Annotated in this window: 22 protein-coding genes; 14 read left to right on the top strand and 8 right to left on the bottom strand. The window is 60.1% G+C overall.

The window, feature by feature from the left end; all coding sequences use genetic code 11:
* Positions 1-33 precede the first annotated feature (33 nt).
* A complete protein-coding gene (locus C5L13_RS07615) occupies positions 34-939 on the bottom strand; it encodes a LysR family transcriptional regulator (RefSeq protein ID WP_105382686.1) in 906 nt (301 codons plus the stop codon).
* 216 nt (positions 940-1155) lie between these two features.
* Here C5L13_RS07615 and C5L13_RS07620 point away from each other — a divergent pair, with 216 nt between their 5' ends.
* The 7 genes from C5L13_RS07620 to C5L13_RS07650 all read left to right on the top strand — a co-directional run bounded on the left by C5L13_RS07620 (position 1156) and on the right by C5L13_RS07650 (position 9818).
* Entirely contained in the window at positions 1156-2130 is a 975-nt protein-coding gene (locus tag C5L13_RS07620; RefSeq protein WP_105382687.1) for an ABC transporter permease, read from the top strand.
* Positions 2127-3026 (top strand): ABC transporter permease, encoded by a 900-nt coding sequence (locus tag C5L13_RS07625; protein WP_105382688.1) that lies wholly within the window; start codon positions 2127-2129, stop codon positions 3024-3026. The genes C5L13_RS07620 and C5L13_RS07625 overlap by 4 nt, the downstream gene beginning before the upstream one ends.
* Before the next feature lie 5 nt (positions 3027-3031).
* Entirely contained in the window at positions 3032-4003 is a 972-nt protein-coding gene (locus C5L13_RS07630) for an ABC transporter ATP-binding protein (protein ID WP_105382689.1), read from the top strand.
* Complete coding sequence (locus C5L13_RS07635; protein WP_105382690.1) at positions 4000-5037, top strand: ABC transporter ATP-binding protein; 1038 nt, start codon at positions 4000-4002, stop codon at positions 5035-5037. The genes C5L13_RS07630 and C5L13_RS07635 overlap by 4 nt, the downstream gene beginning before the upstream one ends.
* An 18-nt stretch (positions 5038-5055) precedes the next feature.
* Positions 5056-6630 (top strand): ABC transporter substrate-binding protein, encoded by a 1575-nt coding sequence (locus tag C5L13_RS07640; protein ID WP_105382691.1) that lies wholly within the window; start codon positions 5056-5058, stop codon positions 6628-6630.
* Positions 6631-6751: 121 nt separating this feature from the next.
* Positions 6752-8647 carry a CocE/NonD family hydrolase gene (locus tag C5L13_RS07645; RefSeq protein ID WP_245571171.1) on the top strand — a complete coding sequence of 632 codons (1896 nt, stop codon included), beginning with the start codon at positions 6752-6754 and terminating at the stop codon, positions 8645-8647.
* Between the two features lie 7 nt (positions 8648-8654).
* Positions 8655-9818, top strand: a complete 1164-nt coding sequence (locus C5L13_RS07650) for a CapA family protein (RefSeq protein WP_105382692.1) — start codon at positions 8655-8657, stop codon at positions 9816-9818.
* On the opposite strand, the gene C5L13_RS07655 is transcribed toward C5L13_RS07650, so the two are convergent.
* The 7 genes from C5L13_RS07655 to C5L13_RS07685 all read right to left on the bottom strand — a co-directional run bounded on the left by C5L13_RS07655 (position 9808) and on the right by C5L13_RS07685 (position 17425).
* Positions 9808-10584, bottom strand: coding sequence for a FadR/GntR family transcriptional regulator (locus C5L13_RS07655; protein WP_170117230.1), 777 nt, complete (start codon positions 10582-10584; stop codon positions 9808-9810). The genes C5L13_RS07650 and C5L13_RS07655 overlap by 11 nt on opposite strands.
* Positions 10585-10593: 9 nt before the next feature.
* On the bottom strand, positions 10594-11664 hold the full coding sequence (locus tag C5L13_RS07660) for a four-carbon acid sugar kinase family protein (RefSeq protein ID WP_105382693.1): 1071 nt from the start codon (positions 11662-11664) through the stop codon (positions 10594-10596).
* Entirely contained in the window at positions 11664-12653 is a 990-nt protein-coding gene (locus C5L13_RS07665; RefSeq protein ID WP_105383112.1) for an ABC transporter ATP-binding protein, read from the bottom strand. Before C5L13_RS07665 ends, C5L13_RS07660 begins: the two co-directional genes overlap by 1 nt.
* Positions 12653-13660, bottom strand: coding sequence for an ABC transporter ATP-binding protein (locus C5L13_RS07670; RefSeq protein ID WP_105382694.1), 1008 nt, complete (start codon positions 13658-13660; stop codon positions 12653-12655). The genes C5L13_RS07665 and C5L13_RS07670 overlap by 1 nt, the downstream gene beginning before the upstream one ends.
* Positions 13657-14619 carry an ABC transporter permease gene (locus C5L13_RS07675; protein ID WP_105382695.1) on the bottom strand — a complete coding sequence of 321 codons (963 nt, stop codon included), beginning with the start codon at positions 14617-14619 and terminating at the stop codon, positions 13657-13659. The genes C5L13_RS07670 and C5L13_RS07675 overlap by 4 nt, the downstream gene beginning before the upstream one ends.
* 2 nt (positions 14620-14621) lie before the next feature.
* A complete protein-coding gene (locus C5L13_RS07680) occupies positions 14622-15578 on the bottom strand; it encodes an ABC transporter permease (RefSeq protein ID WP_105382696.1) in 957 nt (318 codons plus the stop codon).
* A gap of 197 nt (positions 15579-15775) precedes the next feature.
* Positions 15776-17425 (bottom strand): ABC transporter substrate-binding protein, encoded by a 1650-nt coding sequence (locus C5L13_RS07685; RefSeq protein ID WP_105382697.1) that lies wholly within the window; start codon positions 17423-17425, stop codon positions 15776-15778.
* A 272-nt stretch (positions 17426-17697) separates the two neighbouring features.
* Between C5L13_RS07685 and C5L13_RS07690 the strand changes: the two genes are divergently transcribed.
* The 7 genes from C5L13_RS07690 (at position 17698) to C5L13_RS07720 (ending at position 25744) form a co-directional block, all read left to right on the top strand.
* The gene (locus tag C5L13_RS07690; RefSeq protein WP_105382698.1) at positions 17698-18606 is read left to right on the top strand and encodes a dihydrodipicolinate synthase family protein; all 909 of its coding nucleotides are present in this window, start codon (positions 17698-17700) and stop codon (positions 18604-18606) included.
* A gap of 15 nt (positions 18607-18621) precedes the next feature.
* Entirely contained in the window at positions 18622-19815 is a 1194-nt protein-coding gene (locus C5L13_RS07695) for a sialidase family protein (RefSeq protein WP_105382699.1), read from the top strand.
* A 187-nt stretch (positions 19816-20002) separates the two neighbouring features.
* Positions 20003-21136, top strand: coding sequence for an iron-containing alcohol dehydrogenase (locus C5L13_RS07700; RefSeq protein ID WP_105382700.1), 1134 nt, complete (start codon positions 20003-20005; stop codon positions 21134-21136).
* Between the two features lie 28 nt (positions 21137-21164).
* The gene (gene pdxA, locus C5L13_RS07705; protein ID WP_105382701.1) at positions 21165-22136 is read left to right on the top strand and encodes a 4-hydroxythreonine-4-phosphate dehydrogenase PdxA; all 972 of its coding nucleotides are present in this window, start codon (positions 21165-21167) and stop codon (positions 22134-22136) included.
* A 93-nt stretch (positions 22137-22229) separates the two neighbouring features.
* Positions 22230-23000: a DeoR/GlpR family DNA-binding transcription regulator gene (locus C5L13_RS07710; RefSeq protein ID WP_105382702.1), complete on the top strand. Its 771-nt coding sequence runs from the start codon at positions 22230-22232 to the stop codon at positions 22998-23000.
* A 110-nt stretch (positions 23001-23110) separates the two neighbouring features.
* Positions 23111-24625, top strand: coding sequence for a glycerol-3-phosphate dehydrogenase (gene glpD, locus C5L13_RS07715; RefSeq protein ID WP_105382703.1), 1515 nt, complete (start codon positions 23111-23113; stop codon positions 24623-24625).
* 42 nt (positions 24626-24667) lie between these two features.
* Positions 24668-25744, top strand: coding sequence for an ABC transporter ATP-binding protein (locus C5L13_RS07720; protein ID WP_105382704.1), 1077 nt, complete (start codon positions 24668-24670; stop codon positions 25742-25744).
* Positions 25745-25751 lie beyond the last annotated feature (7 nt).

Raw genomic sequence — 25751 nt, forward strand, 5'->3', positions numbered from 1 at the left:
TTGTCGTTTGGTGAACGGGGGCTGATCTTCCCGTCAGCCTAACGTCGTTGCGCTGCCGTTGCCGCGGGATTTGATAGCGTTGATGAAGGCCTCCGCGGTCCAGGACAGCGGTGTCCCCGGAAGGATGATGATCCCGTAATCATAAATTTTGTCCGGCAGGAAAGGCCGCATGGCGACTGCGTCACTGCGGAAAAAATCGGCGATCAGAGATGGTACGATCGCGATGCCCAGCCCCTGGGCGGCGCAGGCGCAGGCGGTTTCCACTGAATGGACTTCGAGGCTGCAGCGATAGGTCGGCACCATACGGCGCAGTTCGTGTTCCAATTCGTTGCGGTTGATCCGTTGCCGGCCGAGCAGGATCAGGTCGTTTCGGGCAAGATCATTGACGTCGATCGCTTCTTTTGCCGCAAGCGGATGGCCGGCCGGCATCACGCAGGTCGTGCCGCTGGTAAAGAGCGGCCGCGCATCGAAAGAATGCTGTTCGACCGGCAGGCGGACGAAGCCCAGATCGGCGGTGCGGTTGTAGACCATGCGCTCGATCGCATCGTAGGGCCCGCTCAGGATTTCCACCGTCACGCGCGGATGATCCGCCTTGAAACGCGCTACGATCGGCGGGAGCATGGTGGTCGACAGGCTGTGGGGAAAGGCGACACGCACCAGCGCCTCGCCGAAGGCGCCGGAAACGACGTCGCCGATCTTGGTTCTGAGCCGAGTGACACTCTGAGCCACATCGTCTACCTCGTTCACCAGGAGGCGGGCCTCGGGACGCGGGACGAGCCGGCCCTTGTCGCGCAGGAAGAGTTCGCGGCCGATCTCTTCTTCCAATGAGGCGAGCTGACGACTGATGGCCGATTGCGACAGACCGAGCTGCGCCGCAGCCGCCATGGTCGAGCCGGTATCCATGATCGTCTTGAAGATTTCGAGCTGCTTGAAGTTCATGGATGCGATCCTACGGGCAACGGACCGCCGAACACAAGCGAAGACAGCCAGCGTATCTGCCCGCGCGCAAAACGCATAGGCCCATGCGTTCCGCTCATAATATTGCGCATCTCTCCGGCGCCGTTATCGTCATCGTCAACAAACAGAAAAAAGGGAACATTTTTCCATGGAAATTCTCTGTCCGGGTGGGACGAAGGGTAAGCGGGGGCGCACGTCATGACGGTCTTCGTCATTCGCCGCTTCCTCCAGAGCATCGCCGTTCTGGCTGTGACCGCAGTCATCGTCTTCATCGGCATCTATGCGATCGGCGACCCGGCCGAAATGCTGATTTCTCCGGATGCGAGCCAGGCGGAACGCGCCCAGGTGGTTGCTTCGCTCGGCCTCGACAAGCCGCTCTGGGAACAGTTCTTCACCTTCGCCTGGAACGCGCTGCACGGTGATCTCGGTCGCTCCTTCGTCTTCAACCGCCCGTCGATCGCCCTGATCTTCGAGCGCCTGCCGGCAACGCTCGAGCTGACGCTGACCGGCCTCGTTTTCGCGCTTATCCTCGGCATTCCGCTCGGCCTGCTTTCAGGTCTGAAACCCAACAGCGCCACCGATGAAGTGATCATGACGGGCTCGATCTTCGGCTTTTCGTTGCCGAGCTTCTGGCAGGGCATGATGCTGATCATGATCTTTTCCGTCTGGCTCGGCTGGCTGCCGTCTACCGGCCGTGGCCAGGTTGGCGAGTTTCTCGGCATCCATTCCAGCCTCTTCACGCTGGATGGCCTGAAGCATCTCATCCTGCCGGCGATCAATCTTTCGCTGTTCAAGCTGTCGCTGGTGATCCGCCTGACTCGCACCGGTGTGCGCGAGACCATGCCGCTCGATTTCGTGAAATTCGCCCGGGCCAAGGGATTGTCCGAAAAGCGGATCGTGTTTGTGCATGTGTTCAAGAATATCCTGATTCCGCTCATCACCGTGATCGGTCTCGAACTCGGGAGCATGCTGGCGTTTGCCGTCGTCACCGAAACGATCTTCGCCTGGCCGGGTATCGGCAAGCTGCTGATCGACAGCATCATGCGGCTCGACCGACCGGTGGTCGTTGCCTATCTGCTGGTCATCGTCAGCCTGTTCATCTTCATCAATTTCGTGGTCGATGTGCTTTATTCGCTGGTCGATCCGCGCGTACGGCTCGGAGGTGCGCAATGACCGTTCGTGCCCTTTTCGCTGAAGACATGCTGCTCGGCCGCCTGGTCACCGGCATCGGCCGTAGCCCGAAGGCCGTCGTCGCCGCCGTGGTCTGTGTCATCCTGCTTTTCGCGGCGATCGCCGGACCTTATCTTACGCCGCAGGACCCTTACGATCTCGCTGTTCTCGACATTCTCGACGCCAAGCTGCCGCCGGGGTCGGAAAGCATGGGTGGCCTCGTCTACTGGCTTGGCACGGACGGCCAGGGCCGCGACATGTTCTCGGCCATGATCTACGGCTTGCGTACCAGCCTCGGTGTTGGTGTCTTTTCCGGAATAGTGGCGCTCATCGTCGGCACAGTGCTTGGGTTGACCGCCGCCTATTTCGGGGGACGTATCGATACCCTGATCATGCGCGTGGTCGACTTGATGCTCGGCTTTCCGACCATTCTCGTGGCGTTGATGCTGCTGGCGCTTCTGGGGCAGGGCCTCTGGAAGGTGATCTTCGCGCTCATCCTGGTGCAGTGGGCGACATTTGCGCGAGCCGTCCGAAGCGCAGCGCTGGTCGAGAAGAACAAGGATTACGTCGAGGCGGCCGTGACGCTCGGCATCTCCACGCCGCGCATCCTGATCGGTCATATCCTGCCGAACTGTCTGCCGCCGCTGATCGTTATCGGCATGCTGCAGGTCGCGAACGCGATCTCCGCGGAAGCGACACTCTCCTTCCTCGGCATCGGCCTGCCGATCACCGAACCGTCGCTCGGCCTGCTGATCGCCAACGGCTACCAGCTTCTGATGTCCGGGGAGTACTGGATCAGCGTCTATCCGGGCGTGCTGCTGCTCGTGCTGGTCTTCTCGATCAACATTGTCGGAGACAGGCTGCGCGAAGTTCTCAACCCTCGACTGGGCGAAAGGTGAGCGCGATGACACCCGTCCTCGAAGTTAGAAACCTTTCCACCCATTTCATGACCCGCCGCGGCGTGTTGAAGGCGGTCGACGACGTGAGCTTCACGGTCGGTCAGCGCGAAATCGTCGGCCTTGTCGGCGAATCCGGCTCCGGCAAGTCGATCACCGGCTTCTCGATCCTCGGCCTGGTCGATCCGCCGGGCCGGGTGGTCAACGGCCAGATCCTATTCAACGGCGACGACCTCCTGAAGATGTCGCCGACCGCGATGCGGACGATCCGGGGCAAGCGCATCGCAATGATCTTCCAGGATCCGATGATGACGCTGAACCCGGTGCTTTCGGTCGGCACGCAGATGATCGAGACCGTGCAGGCACATGACAGGGTTTCCCGTGCCGAGGCCCGCGCTCGGTCGCGCGATGCGCTCGGCCTTGTCGGCATTCCCTCTCCGGAAGAGCGGCTCGATTCCTATCCGCACCAGTTTTCCGGCGGCATGCGCCAGCGCGTGGCGATCGCCATCGCTCTTCTTCATCGGCCGGATCTGATCATCGCCGACGAGCCGACCACGGCGCTCGACGTGACGATCCAGTCGCAGATCCTGTTCGAGATCAAGCGGCTCGCCGCCGAGTTCGGCATGGCGCTGATCTGGATCAGCCACGATCTCGGTGTGGTGGCAGCGCTCGCCGACCGGATCATGGTCATGTATGCGGGACGGATCGTCGAGGCGGGTCAGGTGGACGGCGTACTCTCCGAGCCGCGCCATCCTTATACGTCCGGCCTCTTGAGCGCAGTTCCGGCGGCGGTGCCGCGCGGCGAGCCCTTGCGTCCGATCCCAGGTTTTGCGCCATCGCCGCTATCGCGTCCTTCCGGCTGTGCGTTCCGGGACCGCTGCGCCCGCGCCACGGACATCTGCGCCACCGAACCGATGCTGGAGATTGCCGCCGGCCGCGAATTCCGCTGCTTCCACCCCCATCTCTGGAGCGCCGCATGACTAACCCGCTCGTGGAAGCCGTGGACGCTAGCCGGCGGTTCAGCCGCAAGCTCGATTATGCGGAGAAGATTGCCAATCTGTTCGGCGCCGGGCTTGAGGAAAAGACCGTGCATGCGGTCGACGGCGTCAATCTCACAGTCTATCCCGGCGAAGTCGTCGGCCTGGTCGGCGAATCCGGCTGCGGAAAGTCGACGCTCGGCCGTATCATGGCCGGCATCATGCCGACAAGCGACGGCGAGGTGCGCTGGCAGGGCAAGTCGCTGGCGGCGCTTCAGGGCGATGAAAAACGCGCCATGCGCCTTTCCGCCCAGATGATTTTCCAGGATCCGATGTCGACGCTCAATCCGCGCAAGCGGGTGATCGACCTGATCGGCGAAGCCCCGAAGGTGCATGGTATCGTCAAGGGCCGCGAGGTGCGGGACTATGTTGCTTCGCTCACCGAGCGCGTCGGCCTCGATGCCTCCTATCTCGACCGCTATCCGCACCAGTTCTCCGGTGGCCAGCGGCAGCGCATCGGCATTGCCCGGGCGCTGGCGGTGAAGCCAAAACTGCTCGTCTGCGACGAATCCGTCGCTGCTCTCGACGTGTCGATCCAGGCGCAGATCCTCAACCTCTTCATGGACCTGAAGCGGGAGTTCGGGCTCACCTATCTGTTCATCAGCCACGATCTCGGGGTGGTGAAGCATATCTGTGACCGGGTGGTGGTCATGTATCTCGGCCGCGTGGTCGAAAGTGCCACGCCGGATGAACTCTTCGACAATCCGAAACACCCCTATACCCAGGCTCTGATCCGCGAACTGCCGAGTGTCACGGATCGCCGCCGTGTCTTCACGCCGATCAAGGGAGAAATCCCGTCGCCGCTCCATCCGCCACCGGGATGCCATTTCCATCCCCGCTGTCCGAAGGCTTTCGACCGATGCCGCGTGGAACGGCCAGTTCTGAAGAAGAATGGACCCGGTCATATCAGCGCCTGCCATCTGAACGACCTGTCCGCTACCGAAACGAAGAATGCAACGGCCGAAACGGCCATCTAAAAAGAAGGGAACTGACACATGAAACCGATGAAATTTCTGTTGGCCGGGGTTGCGGCCACCGTCATCGCGCTGGGTTCGGCTCAAGCTGCCGACCTCGTGCTTGGCAGCGCCACCGAGCCATCGGCGATCGACCCGCAGTTCTCGCGCACCGGCAACAACCAGAACATCGCCATGCAGGTCTTCGACCGCCTTGTGCAGACGGATGCAGCAATCAATATCGAACCGGCGCTGGCGGTCTCGTGGACGAATGTCGATCCTCTGACCTGGCATGTAAAGCTGCGCGAAGGCGTCAAGTTCCACGACGGCAATCCACTGACCGCCGAGGACGTGATCTTTTCGCTGACCCGCGCCAAGGACATCCCGAACAGCCCAGCGCCTTTTTCCGGCAACGTCGCGGCGATCGACAGCATGAAGGCCCTCGATGACCTGACCGTCGAGTTCAAGACGAAAAAACCCTCTCCGGACTTCATCGAGCAGATCGGCTTCGTCTACATCGTCGAGAAGAAGGTCGCAGAAGGGGCTTCGATCGAGGATTTCAACAGCGGAAAGGCGGCGATCGGCACGGGTGCCTACAAGTTCAAATCCTGGACGCCGGGCGACAACCTGGTTCTGATCCGCAACGACGCCTTCTGGGGCAAAAAGCAGGATTTCGACAACGTCACGATCAAGTTCATCTCGAACGATGCCTCCCGCGTTGCGGCGCTTCGCTCGGGCGCTGTCGACCTGATCGACGCGGTGCCGCCGGGTGATGTGAAGACACTCCAGGGTATTTCCGATCTCAAGGTCTTCTCGACTGCATCGGCGCGGATGATCTATCTCGCGCTCGACAGCGCCCGCGACAAGAGCCCCTTCATCACCGATAAGGATGGCAAGCCGCTGGATAAGAACCCGCTGAAGGACGTGAAGGTGCGTCAGGGGCTTTCGAAACTCGTCAACCGCCAGCTGATCATCGACCGCATTCTCGATGGCTCGGCCGAACCTGCGGGCCAGCTCGTGCCCAATGGCGTGGCTGGAAACGATCCGTCCATCAAGGCGCCTGCCTTCGATGCGGACGAGGCCAAGAAGCTGCTTGCCGATGCGGGGTACAAGGACGGTTTCGGCGTCACCATCCACACTTCCAACGACCGCTTTCCAGGCGACGCCGAGGTTGCTCAGGCACTCGGCCAGATGTTTGCGCGTGGCGGCCTCAAGGTCAACGGCGTCGTCGCCCAGCCCTACAACGTCTATACCAAGGGCGCCGGAGCCGGCGAATTCTCCGCCTTCATCTTCTCGCTCGGTAATTCCACGCCGACCTCGGCGACGGGCCTTCGCAATCTGCTGATGACGGCAAACAAGGATGCCGGCACGGGTTCCTTCAACCGTACCAAGTATTCCAACCCTGCCTTCGACGAGGCGATGCGCACCGCGACCGCCGAGTTCGATGCAAAGAAGCGCGTCGAGCTTCTGCAGACGGCGACAAAGCTGGTGTTTGCCGACGTGCCGGTCATTCCGCTCTACTGGCAGAAGGTTCATTGGGCCGGCAAGGCAAACCTTTCCTACGTCGCCAACATGACGGAAGACACGAGTGCAACGCTCGCTGGCCTCGCCAAGTAAGTCGGGCCAGGCACGCTTTCGCCGCAGCGCCCGCTTTTCCGGGCGCGCGGTTCTCCCGAGCCGGGCAGCGAGTGCGGCGGGCCGGCTCGGGTTTTCTCTGCCAATTTTTGAGGATACGGATATGGATACCCTGACGCCATCGCGCTTCGAGGTGATTGCCGACGACGTGATTGTCGAACGCGATGTGATGGTGACGATGCGTGACGGCATCAGACTTGCGACCGACGTCTACCGGCCGGCCAAGGAAGGCAAGGTGGTGGAGGGCAGGCTGCCGTCGATCATGGAACGCACGCCCTACGGCAAGGCGGAGCGCTCGCGCTCCGAAATTGAAGTCGGCATGGCGGCCCCGATGAAGCGCGAGGAAGTCGCCGTATACTTTGTGCGCGCTGGCTACGCTGTCGTCTATCAGGACTGCCGAGGTCGCTACAATTCCGAAGGCGAGTTCAGCAAGTACATTTCCGAAGCCGCCGATGGCTATGACACGGCAAGTTGGCTGGTGGAACAGCCTTGGTCGAACGGCAAGTTCGGGACGATGGGCCTTTCCTATGCGGCGCATACTCAAGCTGCGCTCGCCTGCCTCAATCCCCCGGGCCTTGCCTGCATGGTGATGGATTCGGGCGGGTTTTCCAACGCCTATCAATGCGGCATCCGCCAAGGTGGCGCCTTCGAACTGAAACAAGCGACCTGGGCCTACAACCAGGCGATCGGCGAAGGCAACGAACTGGCCCGTGCCGCAATCGAGGCTGAGGATATCCACGCCTGGTTCAACGTCATGCCCTGGAGCGAAGGCGTCTCGCCGGTTCGGTGGATGCCGGAATACGAAAATTACCTGCTGGAACAATGGCGCAGCGGCTCGTTCGACGAAAGCTGGCGTCGCGTCGGTCTCTACATGGAAGGGTTCTACGAGACCTTTCCGGAGGTTCCCATCGTGCTGATGTCCAGTTGGTACGACGCTTATGTGAAGTCGACGCTCGACAACTATCGTGGCCTCTCCGGCAAGGACAGTCGGCCGCTGCAGCTTATCATGGGGCCTTGGCTACACGGCAACCGCAACTCCACCTTTGCCGGCGATACGTTCTTTGGGCTTGCCGCACCGCTCGGGGGCAATGTGACTGAAAGCTGGCTCTCCTTCCGACGTGACTGGTTCGATCGATGGTTGAAGGGCCAGGAAAACCATGTTGCCGAGGCGCCGGTGGTTCGTGCCTTCGTCATGGGAGGTGGTTCCGGCGGGCGCGATGTCGAGGGGCGGCTTGACCATGGTGGGTCCTGGATCGAGGCAACCGACTGGCCGCTGCCGGGCACCGAGTTCAAATCCTATTATATCCATGAGAACGGCTCGCTTTCGCCCGAAAAGCCGGAGGCGGACGCCGCGCCGTTCGTCTATGACTACGACCCGAAGAACCCCGTTCCGACGATCGGAGGTTCGCTCACCAGTGGCCAACCGATCTTCGAGGGTGGCGGCTTTGACCAGCGCGAGGGTGAAAGGTTCTTTGGCTCCCGACATCCCGGATTGCCGCTGGCGGCGCGGGCCGATGTCTTGTCGTTCGAGACCGAACCGCTTGAGAATGAGATTGCCGTGGTGGGGCCGATCCTTGTTGAACTCTTTGTGGCGTCGGATGCCCTGGACACCGATTTCACGGCGAAGCTGGTCGATGTCTATCCGCCAAACAAGGACTATCCGACCGGTTACGCGCTCAATATCACCGATGGGATCATCCGCTGCCGTTATCGCAATTCCTGGGAAAAGCCGGAGCCGATCGTGGCGGGCGAGGTTTTCAGGGTGACGATCGAGCCTTTTGCGACCGCCAATCGTTTCGCCAAGGGACATCGCATCCGGCTCGATATCTCCTCTTCCAACTTCCCGAAATATGACATCAATCCCAACAGCTTTGCGCCCGAAGGCCGAGGCCGTACGACCGAGGTCGCCCGAAACAGCGTGTTCTGCGATGCTGTAAGGCCATCTTCGATCTGCTTGCCGGTCGTAGACCCGACGGCTCTGAAACCGCTGGCCAGGTGAGCGAAACATGCTTTCTGTCGGGCTCACTGGCCAAATCCTCATCCATGGCCCACTCGATCTCTCGGGTCGGGGGCACGCTCGGGTGCGGGAATTCCTCCAGGCGGACGTCGTCTTCGGAAATCTGGAGGCGACGGTCGAAACGAGGGACGCCTGGCCGACGAAAACGAAGACGCTGCATCTTGCATCGCCCGAGGCGTTGTATTCGTTGCGAGGCCTCGGTTTCCACGCGGTAACCCATGCCAACAACCACGCCTTCGATCTTGGTCCGCCCGGAATAGCTGCAACCCGTTCGGCGGCGAAGGCGGCGGGCCTGCAGCTTGCCGGCAGCGGTGCTGATATCGATGAGGCAGCTGCGCCGGCGATCGCGACCGGTCCGGATCGGTCGGTGGCAATCTTCTCCGTCGATATCGGTCCGCAGCCGGACATAAACTACGCCTCCGTCGACCGCGCTGGTATTGCGCCGTTGCGGGTTCGGCGCTCTGTGTCGGTTCCGCCCGCGGAGTTCGCGGCGCTTTCACGGATCGTTGCGGCGCTTGGTGACGATGCACGCGAGGCTGCTCGTGCCTCTGTCGGCTATCGCCCCGACGGTGGCGAGGGGATCGAAGTTTTCGGCACCCCGGTTATCGCAGGCGAGGAGATCAAGGCCGTGTGGTCGGCGGACGAGGGCGACATGCGGCGTCTTGTGGCCGGAATAGCGTCCGCCAAGTCCAAGGGCTCTTATGTTGCCGTGGCAATTCATGGCCACCGTTGGAATGCGGTATGGTCCCAAACCCCGACCTGGCTGCTCGATCTTTGTCGCGATCTGATCGACCAGGGGGCGGATATGATCCTTGGCACGGGCGCACCGGTCATGCAGCCGATACATTTTCATCGTGGCCGCGCGATCGTTCCGGGGCTCGGCAACTTCGTATTTCATACTCGACGATCGGAGAGTTATCGACAACGAGGCGTTGATGTCTGGCGCAGCGCGGCAATCCGGTTGGAGCTTGCTGCCGACGGTGAATGCCAACGACTGGAAATCCTGCCGGTTGCGGTCGGCCGCCCCGCGGATGACGGGTTGGCGAGGGCGCCGGTACCTCTTGAGGGCGCGGACGCCCTCGACATTGCGAATATTGCTTTTCGAGAGATTTCTGCTGCCGACCATCATCGGCTAGGACCTCTCAAGGCTTGAGCGATAGATCCAGAACACGGCCTTCGAACAGACGATCGCGTGAGCCTTCCAGATGCTTTCGCATGAGATCACGGGCGTCCTCGGCGCGGCCTTCGCTGACTGCCTGAAAAATTTCCTGATGCTCCTCATAGACCTGCTGCAGGCCAGGGCGAGCACCCATCAACGAAAGACCATGCAGGTGCATGCCGACAGCAATATGTGCCTTCAGCGCCTCCATCGAGGCGGTGTAGAAATGATTGTTCGCTGCCTGAGTAACTGCCCTGTGGAAGTTGAAGTCTGCCTCCACTCTATGCAGCTGGTGGCTTGTCGCCTCGCGCAACTCCGCAAGCGCTTCAGCGATCTTATCGATTGCGGCTTTGTCTCGCCGCTGCGCCGCAAAAAAGGCGGCAGCCGGTTCGATTGTCAGACGAAATTCATAACAACGCTGAATATCGGCGATCGATTTGACCGGTGAATAGGCGAGCTGGGCTGTATTGGAAGCCTGGGCGCTGACGAACGTGCCAGCCCCCTGACGCGAATAAATCATTCCCTGATCCCGTAGACGGCTCAACGCATCGCGGACGACGGGTCTCGACACGCCGAGCAGTGCGGCAAGTTCATGTTCGCCAGGAAGCCTTGAGTCCGGTGCATAATTTCCGGTGCGGATACGCTCGAGGAGTTGGTCAAAGACCCGATCCACAAGTTTGACCGACCGGACCCGGTCCGGCTTACCCTGAGCTGCTGGCCGCGCCTGTTTGCTCAATCCTTCAGCCAATCGATCTGTCATTTGGTCCCATCATAAGGTCCGCCTTGTTTCGGGCGGCTTTGCGAGCGCTTTTACCAGAGTTTCCTGAGATCCGAAGCCCCCCGATTTGATCGCCAGTCGTATCTGCCGCCCGTTTTGCAGAACCAGCTCACACCACGGAAAACCCGGCTCAAGTTCGCCCTTTGGCGACAACAGGCCGACATTCAAGGCGCGCAAAAGCGCGTGCGCGGTGTCGCCGCCGCCGGTAATGACCGTATCGGCCTTCGTCGCCTCAATGATGTCGGTAACCTTTTCGGCGAAACGGTCGGCCACCGCCGCACCGTCTTCGACAACCTCACCGGAGCAGCGGATCAGGACCGGCAGGGTCACTTCAGGGCGTATAGAAAGGACGCCTGCGGGGGCATCGAGCAGGCCGTTCAGTCCCCCACTTGTTTCAAGGGCCTCCATCTGCCTCATGGTGATGGGGTCGCGCGAGCCGATTGCAAACAGGGTTGCAGAACTGGGGGAAAAATATCTTGCGCCGGATCGACCCTTGCAAAGTCTGCGCGCCAGAGCAAGGCCGAGGCCGCGCGCTCCAACGAGCACCGCCTTGCCGTCGAGTTGAGCGACGATCCTATCGAGATCAGCGTCAGTTTCGGCATCCGCAATGTAGAGCTCGACGCCGGGACCGGCAAAAAGCGGCAGGATTGGCAATGGTATCTCGACGCCACGCCCGACGACCGATCCGCCGCGTGTAAAGCGCTGCTGATCGGGGACGGCAGGGGCGATGACGAGCTTGCTATTGCCAAAGACGTCGGCGACCGCCTCGCTTTCAATGGCGACATTCCCTTTAAGACGGGAATCGATTTTCTTGAAGACAAAGGAAGGTTTAGCCGTGGCGATCGTTGCGGCGGCGTAGCGCACGGTCTGCTCTGCCTGTGGAGCAGGCATGGCCCTTGAGGCTGTATTGACGACCAGGACGTCTGGTGCGGCTTTGAGCGCGACCGATATGTTGTCCACGTCGATCGCCACTGAAACGGTCAATCCCGCCCCCATGAAGGGTGTGCTAGTGTCGAGCGCACCCGTCAGATCGTCGGCGATGATTGCGACTTCCAGGCCCATCACGCTGAACTCGAATTGACGGCATGGCAGGCAACCAAATGACCGGGCCGGGCCGCCTTCCATTCCGGTACGACCTTGGCACAAATGTCCGCGGCAATTGGGCAGCGCGTATGAAATCGGCAGCCTGTGGGCGGATTGAGGGGGCTTGGGACGTCGCCCTCCAGAATCTGGCGTTTGCGATTGCGCTCCCTCACCGGATCCGCTTCCGGCACGGCAGACAACAGCGCTTTCGTGTAGGGATGAAGCGGTGCTTCGAAGAGCGCATCGCGTGGTGCCAGTTCGGCCAGGCGGCCGAGATACATGACTCCAACGCGGGTCGAGATATGTCGCACAACGGCCAGATCGTGGGCGATGAAAAGATAGGTGAGCCCGTATTTTTCCTGCAGGTCGAGCAGGAGGTTGATGATTTGGGCCTGGATCGAGACGTCGAGAGCCGAGATCGCTTCGTCGCAGACGATGAATTTAGGCTGGCAGGCTAGTGCCCTGGCAATCACCACACGCTGTCGCTGACCGCCGGAAAGCTCGTGCGGGTAACGCGAGGCGAAACGGGACGGCAGGCCGACATCCTGAAGAAGTGCGGCGATCTTGTCATTCAGTTCAGTCTTGGCCGCGAGTTTGTGAAACAGCATCGGCTCGCCGATTGCCTCGCCGACGGTCATGCGCGGATTAAGGGTTGAATAGGGATCCTGGAAAACGATCTGCAGGTCGCGGCGGAAGGGGCGCATGTGCTTGTCGTCGAGCAAGGTCAGGTCCTGACCTTTGTAAATAACTCTTCCGCCGCTGGCGCGGTGCAGGTTCAAGATGGTGAAGCCAGTCGTCGATTTTCCGCAACCGGACTCGCCGACCAGGCTCAGCGTTTCCCCATGCTGGATGTCGAGGCTGACGTCATCGAGTGCGTGGACAGTGGCCGTCCTTTCGCCGAAGGCGCCGAGACGCACATGAAAATGCTTTACGAGATTTTCGACCTTGAGCAGGGGTTCGACATTCATCATGCGGCCTTTAGCGCTTTGTGGGCTGCGAAGCAGGCGGCGCGGTGGCTGCCCTCCGAGGAAATGGGTTCGAGCTTGGGCACTTCTTTGCGGCAGATGTCCATTGCAACGGGACAGCGGGGCGCAAAGGGGCAGCCCGGAGGGCGGCGTCCCGGTTCAGGCGGTGTGCCGCCGATCGAGCTTAATCGCGCTGCCGGCGCGTCCGACAGTGTAGGGATCGAGGCGAGTAGGCCTCTGGTATAAGGATGACTCGGATTGGCAAAGAGGGCATCGACCGGAGCATCCTCAACCACGGTGCCGGCATAGAGCACGACAACGCGGTCAGCGAGGCCAGCAATCAGTGCCAGATCATGGGTAATCCAGACGACGGACATGCCGAGCTTGGCCCGAAGCTGCTTCACGAGATCGACGATCTGGGCCTGGATCGTAACGTCGAGCGCTGTTGTGGGCTCGTCGGCAATCAGCAGCTTTGGGTCGCAAGCCAAGCCGATCGCAATCATCACGCGCTGCCGCATACCGCCGGAGAGTTCGTGCGGATAGGCGTTCAGCCGTTCCTCAGGACCTGGAATGCCGACGAGCCGCAAAAGTTCGACAGCCCGTTTGCGGGCATCTTGGCGAGACATCCCGCGATGATAGAGGAGCGGTTCGCAGATCTGGTCGCCCACCTTCATGACCGGATTGAGGGATGTCATCGGGTCCTGGAAGACGAAGCCGATGTCGCCACCACGCACCTTGCGCAGCGCCCGCGCCGACATCTTCTGCAGGTCTTGGCCGTCGAAATCGGCAGAGCCCTTCGTCACCTTGATCTTGTTGGGCAGGAGCCGCATCAGGCTGAGCATGGTGAGGCTTTTGCCACAGCCGGACTCTCCGACCACGCCGAGTGTCTCTCCCCTGGTCACATGAAGATCGATCCCATCGACGACGACCGCCCGGCCGCCGCGGCCGTCGATTTCAACGCTCAGGCCCTTAACATCGAGCAGTCGTTCCCTGGTGTTTTGAGCGGTCACTTCGTGCCTCGCGGGTTGAGGGCGTCGTTCAGCCCATCGCCGAGAAAGGAGAAGGCGACGGACGCCAAGCCAAGCACGGCGGCGGGTGCAGCGAGCAGGTGAGGATAGTGTTGCCAGACCCGCAGGCCGTCGGAGATCATGTTGCCCCAGCTGGGCGTCGGCGGGTTCACGCCGACGCCCAGGAAGGAAAATGCGCTTTCCAGAACCATGGCGGTGCCGAGCCCGGCACTCACCGCCACAATGAGGGGCCCAAGTGCATTGGGGACGACGTAGCGCATCATGATGATACGGTTGGAAAGCCCCAATGCCATGGCGGCGGTGATATAGGGCCGGCTTCGGATCGACAGCACTTGGGCGCGGACCAGGCGCGCATAAGGCGGCCAGGATATCAGCGCCATTGAACCAAAAACGAGAAGGAAATCGATCCAGATCGTCTCGCGATAGAAGGGGTTCAGCGTCGCCATGTACTGGGCTTCCATCCAACGGGCGATGGGCGTCTTCAGCGAGGCATTGATGACCACGACCAGGAGCAAATTGGGTACCGACATGGTCATGTCCGTCAACCACATGATGACGCGGTCATAGGGATCGCCGAAGAAACCCGCAACCGCACCGAGGGCCGTACCGATTGAAAGCGCAATTGCCGTAACGACGATCGCGACCAGAAAGGCAGTGCGGCTGCCATAAACGACACGACTGAAGACATCGCGGCCGAGGTCGTCAGTGCCGAAGAGATGGGAGAGCGACGGCGCCTGGTTACGAGCCTGGAGATCCTGGCTCAGGAAGTCGTAAGGTGTCAGATAAGGTCCGAAGATTGCCACAAAGGCCAGCAGCACGATGATACCGAGGCCGAAGATCGCCAGTTTGTTGCGTTTCAGTCGGTGCCAGGCATCGCGCCAGAGGTTGACCGGGCGGTCCTGCTCGTCGCCGATGGTAGGATTGGTCTGAACGAGCGTCATCGTCAGCGGCTCCTTTTGGAATCGTTGGCGCGCGGGTCGAGCAGTGGATAGAGGATGTCGACCAGAAGATTGGACATCATCACCAGAAAGGATCCGATCAAAGTGATCGCCAGGATCACGGGATAATCCGAATTGATCAGCGCCTGCACGGTGAGGCGCCCAAGACCCGGCAGGCCGAAAACGAGCTCCACGAAGATCGCCCCGTTGACGATGGTGATCATGATAAGGCCGAGCTGCGTGACGACCGGCGTCAGGACCGGTCGGAGGATATGGCGCAACGCCACCATCATCTCCGGCACTCCCTTGGCTCGTGCGGTGCGCACGAAATCCTCCGAAAGCACTTCGATGACGGCAGCGCGCGTCTGGCGAATGATAAGTGCGATCGGCTGGAAGGAGAGCACGAAAAGCGGCAGGAGGATGCGCATGTCAAACACACCACCCCATCCGTAAGGGACTTTCGCCCCCGGCAGGAGGACGATAAGGGCCACCATCAGCAGAGGCCCTGCGACATAGGCAGGGATAGCCCACAGGAAGAGCGCGGATCCGAGAATGGCGTAGTCGGTTCGGGTGTTCTGGTTGAGCGCAGCGATCATGCCAAGCGGGATGGCGACGACAGCGGTCAGGACGATGGAACAGAGGGCAAGCTGGAATGAGACGGGCGCGGCAGCCTTCACCAGGGCCCAGACCGAACGGCCTGAACTGAGGGAGTTGCCGAACTTTCCCTGCAGCAGGTTCCACACATAGTAGGCAAACTGCTCGATGAACGGCTTATTGAGCCCGGCGCTCTCGCGGATCGCCTCGATACGCTGAGGATTATAGGCGACATCGCCGGGTGCGCGCAGGAAGATAAGTTTGATCGGATCGCCGGCACCATAGAAGGCAAGCGCGTAGACCGCCAGCATGACCAGCAGGACCGACGGGACCCAGATTGCAAATCGTGTCGCAACGTAACGCAGCATCGCCGAGTTTCCCTCCCGCATGGGCCGGCCGCCGGCAAAGGCTTCCTGACGCTTTCATGCCGTCTTTTCCGCAGCCTCCAGATGTGCGCGGAATCAGTTTGAATTCCGGTTTTTTCGGAAAGCGATGCGCGAACCGAAAACTGCGCATCGCATTCCTGCCGGGCTGGGATCAGCCCGCCGGACTCATCTCGGCTGCCTCAGCCGATGGTAATTTCCCAAGGCCGTGCAACCTGCCAATCAAGGTTTTTGTCGATGCCCTTGACCTCTTTGGTGGCCCAGCGCGACATGGCTTGAGCATACCAGGGAATGAAGGCCCAGTCTTCGCGGAAAGCCGTCTGAGCCTCCTGCGCGAGTGCGACGCGTTTCGGATCGTCGGCCGCCTTGGTCGAAGCCTCGGCAAGTGCGGCATCGACCTTGGGATTTTTGTAGCCTCCAAGCTTGTTCTGAGCGTTGGAAGAGGTGGAAGCGATCGAACCTTGCAGGTAGGAGACGGCATCGGGCACGCGGGTGCCGACATCGTCGCGGAAGATTTGTACGGCGTTCTGATCAGGGCCGGCGTAGGCATCCTGCTGCGGCTTCATGTCCACAGCGGTGATGCCGAGGTTCTGACGCCATTGTTCGGCTATGAATTGCGCCGCCGCCTCGATGGCGGGCCCGGAGACGCCGACAAAGAGGAGTTTCGGCAGGCGTTCAGGGCCGCCATACTTGGATTCCTTCAACAGCTTTTTGGCTGCGGCTGGATCGAATGGATAAGGTTCGAAGCCGGAATTCTCCGCCCCAGGCACCGAGTTGATCACCTGATCTGTCTTCTTGTGCGGCCCGTCGGGATAAGAAGCCTTCAAAAGACCCTCGCGGTCGACCGCCATGATCAGCGCCTGGCGCACCTTCGGGTCGTCCATCGGCGCGCGCGACGTATTGAACCAGAAATGCTGGCTGGTCGGGATCAGTGGACCTGATGAAAATTCCGGCCCCAGATCCTGTACGATCGTGGAGGTGATGAGTTCGGTATGGGCGTTGAATTCGCCGGACTTGATCAGCGACGTCGCGGTGATGTTATCCTCAATGGAAGAGATCTCGATCCCCGCAAGCTTCGGCTTCGGTCCGAAAAAATGCTCGTTCGGTTCGAAGGCGAGCTTGCCCGCGTCGAGATCGATCTCGATGAGTTTGAACGGTCCGGAATAGACAGCACCGTTGTCGGGCATGTACCAGTCCTGGATCTCGGCGCCGTCGCTGCCGCGCGATTGCGACGCCTTGGTAATCGGCGCGATATGGTTTGCTACGCGCATGAAGAAGATGGGGTCGGTTTCCGACAGCGTCACCACGACTGTCCCGGCGTCGGGAGTGGCCACGCCGGAAAGCTCGGTGGCTTTGCCGCTGCTGATTTCACCATAACCCGCGACCTTGCTCAGCACCTGGTCGGCCCGCTGATTCTTGGTGGTTGGCATGGCCGAAACGTTCCAGGAGCCTTTGACATCCTCAGATGTGATTTTGCTGCCGTCGGAGAAGGAGGCCTTGGGATCGATCTTGAAGGTCCAGACCTTGCCATCCTGCGACGGAGTCCAGCTCGTGAAGACATAGGGATGGATCTCGCCTTTCTCGTCGAAATACATCGGAGATGCCCACCAGATGGAATTCCAGCGATAGGGAACACCGCCGCCTCGTAGCGGAGACCAATCCTGGTTAAAAGCCGGATTTGCGACCTTCAGGATCTGCCCTTCCTGCGCGACCACGATGCGGGCGCTACCACCGAACACAGATGCCGCAATGGTTGCTCCCAAGCCAAGCTTCAATGTGTCCCGCCGGGACATTTGCGCCGAATTTGCTGCGCTGTCTGCTGCTTTCGTCATCCCTACCTCCCAATAGAATGTCGGCCGTTCCTCCCGGCCGGCGATGGGGTACACTCCCGCGATAATGTAAATATGTCAATATTTATCTGCCATTTTTCTACTCAATTGTGATATCTACATAAAAAATCGTTGTATATCAATATGATATTAGAGTGAATGCGGATGTTGTGTCGTTTGTTTGTTGACAACCTATAGAGTTTCGAGAGAGAAAAGTGAAGACGCGGTGGACGCTATCTCTACTGCGAGTGGGGTTGCCGCGATTGGAGGAGAACATGTTAAACAAGCAGGCCGTAAGAGGTGTGTTCTGTGCGGCCGCCACGCCCTTGAATGGCGACGGCTCACCGGATCTCGCGTTGTTTTCGAGCCATTGTAAACAACTGCTGTCCGAGGGCTGCCACGGGGTGGCTCTTTTGGGTACGACGGGAGAGGCAAATTCCTTTTCCATCGCCGAGCGTCGGGCTATCCTCGAGGCAGCCATTGCAGCCGGCATCGACCCCGACACCTTGATGCCTGGCACCGGGCTTGTTTGTCTGGCGGATACGGTTGAATTGACCCGGCATGCCTTATCCTGCGGCGTTACCAAGGTGGTCATGCTGCCACCGTTTTATTACAAAGGTGTGAGTGACGATGGCCTGTTTACAGCCTATGGGCAGATCATCGAGAAGATTGGTGACCCCCGGCTGCGGGTCATTCTTTACAACATCCCTCAGATCTCGGGAGTGGCGCTCTCGTTGGCGCTCGTGAAGCGTCTCGTGGACGCGTTTCCACAAGTCGTTGTCGGGATAAAGGATTCCTCTGGTGATCTTGCCAACATGCAGGCGACTTCAGTGGCCCTTCCGGATTTTTCGGTCTTGGCCGGTGCCGATCCGCTCATGTTGCCGCTCCTGCAATCGGGGGGAGCGGGTTGCATTACCGCAACGTCCAACCTGGTAGCCGGTTCCCTGCGTGTCGTGTACGACCAGTTTGCGAACACAGACAGGGCCGGAGAGGTTGAAGCAGCCCAGTCGCGCATCAATGCCTATCGGTCGCTTTCCAATTCCTATGTTCAGATTCCGACTATCAAGGCGATGGTTGGTTTGAAGCGGAGCGAAAGTGATTGGCGCCGCACTCGTCCGCCGTTGATGCCGTTGACCGATGCCGAGTTTGCCGAGCTTTCCTCTCATTATTCAAGACTTCCGTGAACCTTGGGTGCCCACATGACCCCGACAGCTCTTGACCCCGCAGAAGTTCCGGCCCTGATGACCGGAAGGATGGTCGTCAACGGCGACGCCGCCGATCGTGTTGACGCATATCTGCCTTCCCCATGCGTACAGAATCATGCGGCAAATCTAGCCTTTCTTGCAGACGGGACGCTCACCTGCGCCTGGTTCGGCGGCACGATGGAAGGGATGGGCGATATCTCCGTCTATATGTCCAGGCTTCCGCCGGGAGCCACTTCATGGTCGCAACCTGAAAAGCTGAGCGACGATCCCTTGCGGTCGGAGCAGAATCCTTTGCTGTTTCAAGCGCCCGACGGCAGGGTATGGCTGTTTTATACGTCGCAGATATCCGGGAATCAGGATGGAGCAGTTGTCAAGAAACGCATCTCCGCGGATGGAGGACGGACCTTCTCCGCGCCCGATTTTCTCTGCGATATTCCTGGTACATTCATACGCCAGCCATTGATCGTCAACGGCGACGGCACTTGGCTGTTGCCCGCCTTCCGGTGCCTGAGCGAGGCGGGGCGCCGGTGGACCGGGGATATCGACAGGGCCGCGGTGCTGGTTTCCAAAGATCGTGGCAGCAACTGGGACATGGTGGAGGTGCCCGAGAGCCTTGGCGCGGTGCATATGAACATCGTGCCCTTCAGCGGCGGTGATATGGTGGCTTTTTATCGCAACCGCTTCGCCACGCAGATATTGCGTAGCCATTCAAACGACGGCGGACTGAACTGGAGCCCCCCGGAAGCGACCGAACTGCCCAACAACAATTCGTCCATACAGGCTATCAGATTGAAAGATGGAAGTATTGCAATGGTTTACAACCACAGCAATGCGGAAATGTCGGACGCGCGTCGCCATTCGCTCTATGACGAGATCGACGGTCCCGAAGATGTTGTGCCGGTACAGGCGAATGCTGTTGCGGACCGGAAGGGCGCGGTCTGGGGCGTGCCGCGTGCGCCGCTGAGCCTCGCGATCTCGCGCGATGGCGGTAGGACATTTGCGGCGCGGTTTGACCTTGATAGGGGTGACGGGCACTGCTTGAGCAACAATTCTACGGATATGCTGAACCGGGAGTTCTCCTATCCCTCTATCGTCGAAGGTCCCGATGGCGCCCTTCATGTTGCCTACACCTATTTCCGCCGCGCGATCAAATACGTCCGGCTGGAGCCGTCGTTTTTCAAAAAATGACAAGTTGAAGGGGATGGTTCGCCCGTCCCGGACCTACCAAGGGGTGCTAAAGTGGCGCGCTGTCGCCGATTCAAAGACTGATTCGTCAAAAGACTCGTCGCTGCTTGCAAAGTCTCCGTAGTATATATAACAACTTTACATATATTTGGCGCAGGCACCCGTTGCCGCGCTGGAGGAGGGTAAGCCGATGAGCATGTTGAGCACGCCGATTTCGATGATCCGACCGCCCTTGATCGAGTTCGGGGTTGGGACAGCTGAACGTCTTGGTGCTTGGGCTCACCTGCGAGGATGCAGGCGTATTCTTGTCGTTTCGGATGCTTTCAATGCACCGCGTACAGATCTGCTTGGCCTCAAAGGGGAGGTGAGTGTATTCGGGGAGGTTCGTGCAGAGCCAGATAGCGGCGATCTGGGGCGCGTGCTGGCTGCGACGGATGCAGCGGATGCGGATCTGATCATCGGTTTCGGCGGTGGAAGCGCCATGGACCTGGCAAAACTCGCCGCCGCGCTTGCTGGTTCCGGACAAAAACTGTCAGATGTGGTTGGTGCCGGCAAGATCGCTGCACGGGGGAGGGCGGCGTTGGCGCAGGTGCCGACGACCGCCGGCACCGGAAGCGAGGCAGGCATCCGGGCCCTCGTCACGGATCCCACCACGAAAAGCAAGCTGGCAGTCGAGAGCATACATATGCTTGCTGATATTGCGGTCATCGACCCGGCGCTGACCTTCACCGTGCCGCCAGCGATTACCGCCGCCACGGGTGTCGACGCCATGGCGCATTGCGTCGAGGCTTTCACGAACCGCAAGTCGCACCCCATCGTCGATCTTTATGCGATCGAGGGCGTGCGGCTGGTCGGGCGTTATCTGGCCCGGGCGGTTGCCGACGGACAGGATGCTGAAGCGCGCGCCGGTCTGGCGCTGGCCTCGCTTTATGGAGGCTACTGTCTGGGACCGGTCAATACTGCCGGAGGCCATGCGCTCGCGTATCCACTCGGGACGCGCTGGAATATCGCCCATGGCGCCGCCAATGCGCTGATCTTTCCGCATGTTCTGGCCTTCAATACGCCCGCCGTTCCGCAAAAGACCGCAGCGGTGCTTGAGGCGCTGGGACTTGCGCAATCCGGTACGGTGGGCTCCGTCTACGAAGCGTCGCGTGCCTTTTGCGCTTCGCTCGATATCGAGATGAAGCTGTCGAAGGTCGGCGTGCCGCAAGCGGATCTCGGCGCGATGGCCGACGATGCCTTTGCCATTCGTCGCCTGCTCGACAACAATCCTCGCGAGATGTCGCGCGCCGATATATTGGCGATTTACGAGGCGGCCTATTGAAGGGCAGGGGAGGGAAAGGCATCTGAGAATGAGCAAGGACACACGTATCGCGATCACGCTGGGCGACCCGGCGGGCGTGGGGCCGGAGGTGATCGTCAAGGCCCTCAGTGCCTTGCCTGAGATAGAGCGGGAAAATTTCACGGTCGTCGGCTCCGAGGAAGCGTTGCAGCGGGCGAACAGTGCGTGCGGCACCGCGCTGCTGTTCTCGCCAACTCCGAAGGACGGTACGATCCTTGTGGACGAGGTACCGATAGACGGTAGGCTGCCGCAGATCGGCAAGGTGGATGCTGTCGCGGGCGACGCTTCGGTACGCTACATCCGCCGGGCAGTCGAACTGGCGCTTTCCGGCACAGTCGACTGCATCGTCACGGCGCCGATCAACAAGGAAGCTATGAACCTCGCCGGTCATCATTACGACGGCCATACCGGACTGCTGGCACATCTCACGGGATCGAAGAGCTCCTTCATGCTGCTTGCCTCCGAACGCCTCAACACCATCCATGTCTCCACCCATGTTTCCTTGCGCGGGGCGATCGAACGGGCCAAGACCGAGCGTGTTTTGGCGACGATCGTAGCCGGCCATCAACATTTTTTGCGTATCGGCAAGACGCCGCGCATTGCCGTTGCGGGGCTTAATCCGCATTGCGGCGAGAACGGGCTTTTTGGCACCGAGGATACTGAATTTCTGGCCCCTGCCATCGAACAGGCTCGTGCGAAGGGCATCGATGTGGTGGGACCCATCTCGGCGGATACGGTTTTTGCGCGTGCCTATAACGGCGCATTTGATCTGGTTGTCGCACAGTATCACGACCAGGGGCACATACCGATCAAGCTGGTCGCCTTCGACAGCGCGGTCAACGTTTCGCTCGGCCTTCCGATCGATCGTGTCTCCGTCGATCACGGCACCGCCTTCGATATCGCCGGAACCGGCAAAGCAAACCACGTCAACATGTTGTCGGCGATCTCCTATGCTCGCCTGATGGCCGGGGCACATGGCTGACGGCAGTCTGCGGCCGCACCGAGCGGCAATCTGAAACGCGAGCTCTTGCGATCGAAGACATTTCGTCCCAATATGAAGATATTGGGGGTTCGTATGCATCTAACCGAACGTCAATCGAAAATCGTTGCGCTGGCCAAGTCGGCCGGGCGGGTGCTCGTCGAGGAAATGGCGGGCGAATTCCAGGTGACGCCGCAGACGATTCGCAAGGATCTCAACGATCTTTGCGCGGCGCAGCTTCTGACGCGCATCCACGGTGGAGCCACTTTCCCGCGTGGAACGGAGAATGTGCGCTATGATTCGCGTCGCCAGATCGCAGCCGCCGAAAAGCAGGCAATCGGCATTGCCGCGGCCGGGCTCATTCCCGACAATGCCTCTCTCTTCATCAATATCGGTACGACGACGGAGGCCGTCGGGGAAGCTTTGGATCACCATCAGGAATTGATGGTGATCACCAACAATATCAATGTCGCCAACCGGTTGCGCCTCCTGGACGACATCGAAGTGGTAATAACGGGCGGAGTCGTGCGCCAATCCGACGGCGGTATAGTGGGAGAGGCGGCCGTTGACTTCATCCGGCAATTCAAGGTGGATTTTGCAGTGATCGGGGCTTCGGCGATCGATTCGGATGGAGCGCTTCTGGACTACGATTTCCGGGAGGTGAAAGTTGCGCAGGCGATCATCGCCAATGCGCGTCACGTCATCCTGGTCGCGGACTCAACGAAATTCGAGCGCACCGCCCCGGTGCGCATAGCACAGATTTCCCAGGTCCATACCTTTATCACCGACCAATGCGACTCGCCTTCGATCCGCGATATCTGTCAGCAAAGCGGTGTTACGATCATCGAGACGTCGAAAGAAAACTGATAATTTCTGGTGCACTTGACATTCGTTTGACATTCGGAAAATTTCGTTCTTAATGGAATGACTTTCGAAAGGTCGAGACGCTGCTCGCCGGCGGCTCGAAGTGGGGGAGAATGAGCCAGATTGTCCACGATATCTTCGTGATCGGCGGCGGCATCAACGGATGCGGCATAGCCCGCGACGCCGTTGGGCGCGGTTATTCGGTCGCGCTTGCGGAAATGGATGATTTCGCCTCCGGGACGTCTTCTGGAGCCACCAAGCTCATTCATGGTGGATTGAGGTACCTCGAGCACTACGAATTTCGGCTGGTGCGCGAATCGCTGATGGAGCGCGAGGTGCTTTGGGCGATGGCGCCGCACATCATCTGGCCGATGCGTTTCGTCCTCCCCTATCACAAGGGCGGGATAAGGCCGGCCTGGCTTATCCGCATGGGACTCTTCCTCTACGATCATCTCGGTGGGCGGAAGCTTCTGCCGCCCACGGCAGTCCTGGATATGAGAACCGACCCGGCAGGCAAGCCGCTCAAGACGCTGTTTACGAAAGCATTCGAATATTCGGACGGCTGGGTGGACGATGCCCGCATGGTCGTCCTCAACGCGCGTGATGCTGCGGACCGAGGGGCTCTTATCCTGCCGCGAACGAAAGTCGTGTCTGCCAGGCGCGAGAACTCGATCTGGACCGTGGAGACCGTCAATGTCGTTTCGGGCCGCACGCAATCCTATCAGGCGCGCATGCTCATCAATGCCGGGGGGCCATGGGTCGATCACGTGATACGGTCTGCCTTCGGGCAGAATGCAGCGCATAATGTACGGCTCGTCCAGGGCAGTCATATCGTGGTGCGGAAGAAGTTTGAGGGCCCGAGAGCCTATTTCTTTCAGAACCCCGACAATCGCATTATCTTCGCCATACCCTATGAGGATGATTTCACGCTGATCGGTACGACCGACCGTGATTACCACGGCGATCCCAAGGATGTGCACATCTCCGAAGAGGAGACGGAATATCTGTGCAAGGCGGCCAGCGAATATTTTCGCGAGCCCGTCACGTCGCAGGATATCGTGTGGACCTATTCGGCCGTTCGGCCGCTTTTCGACGACGGCGCCTCCAAGGCCCAGGAAGCCACCCGCGATTATGTGCTGAAGCTCGACCTGGAGAACGGCGCGCCCCTGCTCAACGTGTTCGGTGGAAAGCTGACCACCTATCGGCGCCTCTCGGAACATGCGCTGCAGAAGATCGGGGAGGCAATAGGCTCCAAGGGACATTCCTGGACCGCCGGCAGCCATCTTCCAGGTGGTGATTTTGCCGTGGAGGGTTACGAGACCGAGGTCAAACGACTGATGCAGCGACATGGGTTCCTGACCGCAGGACATGCGCGTCGTCTGGTACGCCGTTACGGGACAAAGGCACAGGTCATCCTTGATGGCGTCAACGATACCGAGGGGCTTGGCCGTCATTTCGGCAGCAACCTTTATGAAGCTGAGGTGCGCTATCTCATCGAGCACGAGTGGGCGATGACGGCGCAGGATGTACTCTGGCGCAGGACCAAGGAAGGACTGCGTCTGACCGAACAAGAAGCGAGATCTTTGGAGGAGTACATGGCTGCCCTACCGGCAAGAATGGTCGGTTAGGCGGGCATGTGGTCCCCGTTGCGAGGAGGCACGGGAGCCTGAATGCTGGAACTGCGAAACGTGGCCAAGATGGTTGCGGGAGATTATCACATCTACCCGACCGATCTTGCCTTTGAACGAGGCACGCTCAATGTCCTGCTCGGGCCGACGCTGGCGGGCAAGACATCGCTGATGCGATTGATGGCCGGGCTCGACCGGCCGACGAGCGGCTCGGTCTTCTTCGACGGTGCCGACGTCACCGGCGTGCGGGTGCAACAACGCAACGTCGCGATGGTCTATCAACAGTTCATCAATTATCCGGCCTTGACGGTCTACGAGAACATAGCCTCGCCGTTGCGCATTGCGGGCAGGGATTCTGCGTCGATCGACCAAGCCGTGAGGCAGGCGGCGGAACTCCTGAAGCTGACGCCCTATCTCGATCGCACACCCCTCAATCTGTCCGGTGGGCAGCAGCAGCGAACTGCGCTGGCTCGTGCGCTCGTCAAAAATGCCAGTCTCGTCCTGATGGACGAGCCGCTCGCCAACCTCGACTACAAGCTCCGCGAGGAATTGCGCGAGGAACTGCCGAAGATCTTTGCCCAGTCTGGGGCAGTTTTCGTCTACGCGACGACGGAGCCGTCGGAGGCGCTTCTGCTCGGTGGCAATACGGCAACGCTTTCTGAGGGACGGGTGACCCAGTTCGGAAAGACGATTGACGTCTACCGCAAACCCGCCGATCTCGTGACCGCCAAGACATTTGCCGACCCCCCGCTCAATTTCATTGATGTGATCAAGTCCGGTGCCTTCTTTCAACATCAGGATTTCGACCGCCTGCCCGTACCGTCGCATCTGTTGAAGATATCCGACGGAGCGATGACCGTGGCCTTCCATCCACATCACCTGGGGCTTAGCCGGCAAACGGAGGGCGCCGCGCCGCTGAAGGCCGTGACGCAGATTTCCGAAATCACGGGTTCGGAAAGTTTCGTCCATCTGGACTATAATGGCGTGCGCTGGATCATGTTGGCTGCCGGCATTCACGAGATCGATCCAGATACGCAGATCGAGCTCTTCCTCGACACGCGTCATCTGATGGCTTTTGGCAGCGATGGCCGGGCCATTGCCGTTGATGCCGTGGCCTAGGGGGAGA

The sequence above is a fragment of the Neorhizobium alkalisoli genome (assembly GCF_002968635.1).
GTDB lineage: Bacteria > Pseudomonadota > Alphaproteobacteria > Rhizobiales > Rhizobiaceae > Neorhizobium > Neorhizobium alkalisoli.

What these genes read in the sequence shown, in the direction of transcription:
- C5L13_RS07615 (WP_105382686.1), bottom strand. Translation starts at nt 939, where the DNA reads ATGAACTTCAAGCAGCTCGAAATCTTCAAGACGATCATGGATACCGGC.
- C5L13_RS07620 (WP_105382687.1), top strand. Translation starts at nt 1,156, where the DNA reads ATGACGGTCTTCGTCATTCGCCGCTTCCTCCAGAGCATCGCCGTTCTG.
- C5L13_RS07625 (WP_105382688.1), top strand. Translation starts at nt 2,127, where the DNA reads ATGACCGTTCGTGCCCTTTTCGCTGAAGACATGCTGCTCGGCCGCCTG.
- C5L13_RS07630 (WP_105382689.1), top strand. Translation starts at nt 3,032, where the DNA reads ATGACACCCGTCCTCGAAGTTAGAAACCTTTCCACCCATTTCATGACC.
- C5L13_RS07635 (WP_105382690.1), top strand. Translation starts at nt 4,000, where the DNA reads ATGACTAACCCGCTCGTGGAAGCCGTGGACGCTAGCCGGCGGTTCAGC.
- C5L13_RS07640 (WP_105382691.1), top strand. Translation starts at nt 5,056, where the DNA reads ATGAAACCGATGAAATTTCTGTTGGCCGGGGTTGCGGCCACCGTCATC.
- C5L13_RS07645 (WP_245571171.1), top strand. Translation starts at nt 6,752, where the DNA reads ATGGATACCCTGACGCCATCGCGCTTCGAGGTGATTGCCGACGACGTG.
- C5L13_RS07650 (WP_105382692.1), top strand. Translation starts at nt 8,655, where the DNA reads ATGCTTTCTGTCGGGCTCACTGGCCAAATCCTCATCCATGGCCCACTC.
- C5L13_RS07655 (WP_170117230.1), bottom strand. Translation starts at nt 10,584, where the DNA reads ATGACAGATCGATTGGCTGAAGGATTGAGCAAACAGGCGCGGCCAGCA.
- C5L13_RS07660 (WP_105382693.1), bottom strand. Translation starts at nt 11,664, where the DNA reads ATGGGCCTGGAAGTCGCAATCATCGCCGACGATCTGACGGGTGCGCTC.
- C5L13_RS07665 (WP_105383112.1), bottom strand. Translation starts at nt 12,653, where the DNA reads ATGAATGTCGAACCCCTGCTCAAGGTCGAAAATCTCGTAAAGCATTTT.
- C5L13_RS07675 (WP_105382695.1), bottom strand. Translation starts at nt 14,619, where the DNA reads ATGACGCTCGTTCAGACCAATCCTACCATCGGCGACGAGCAGGACCGC.
- C5L13_RS07680 (WP_105382696.1), bottom strand. Translation starts at nt 15,578, where the DNA reads ATGCTGCGTTACGTTGCGACACGATTTGCAATCTGGGTCCCGTCGGTC.
- C5L13_RS07685 (WP_105382697.1), bottom strand. Translation starts at nt 17,425, where the DNA reads ATGACGAAAGCAGCAGACAGCGCAGCAAATTCGGCGCAAATGTCCCGG.
- C5L13_RS07690 (WP_105382698.1), top strand. Translation starts at nt 17,698, where the DNA reads ATGTTAAACAAGCAGGCCGTAAGAGGTGTGTTCTGTGCGGCCGCCACG.
- C5L13_RS07695 (WP_105382699.1), top strand. Translation starts at nt 18,622, where the DNA reads ATGACCCCGACAGCTCTTGACCCCGCAGAAGTTCCGGCCCTGATGACC.
- C5L13_RS07700 (WP_105382700.1), top strand. Translation starts at nt 20,003, where the DNA reads ATGAGCATGTTGAGCACGCCGATTTCGATGATCCGACCGCCCTTGATC.
- pdxA (WP_105382701.1), top strand. Translation starts at nt 21,165, where the DNA reads ATGAGCAAGGACACACGTATCGCGATCACGCTGGGCGACCCGGCGGGC.
- C5L13_RS07710 (WP_105382702.1), top strand. Translation starts at nt 22,230, where the DNA reads ATGCATCTAACCGAACGTCAATCGAAAATCGTTGCGCTGGCCAAGTCG.
- glpD (WP_105382703.1), top strand. Translation starts at nt 23,111, where the DNA reads ATGAGCCAGATTGTCCACGATATCTTCGTGATCGGCGGCGGCATCAAC.
- C5L13_RS07720 (WP_105382704.1), top strand. Translation starts at nt 24,668, where the DNA reads ATGCTGGAACTGCGAAACGTGGCCAAGATGGTTGCGGGAGATTATCAC.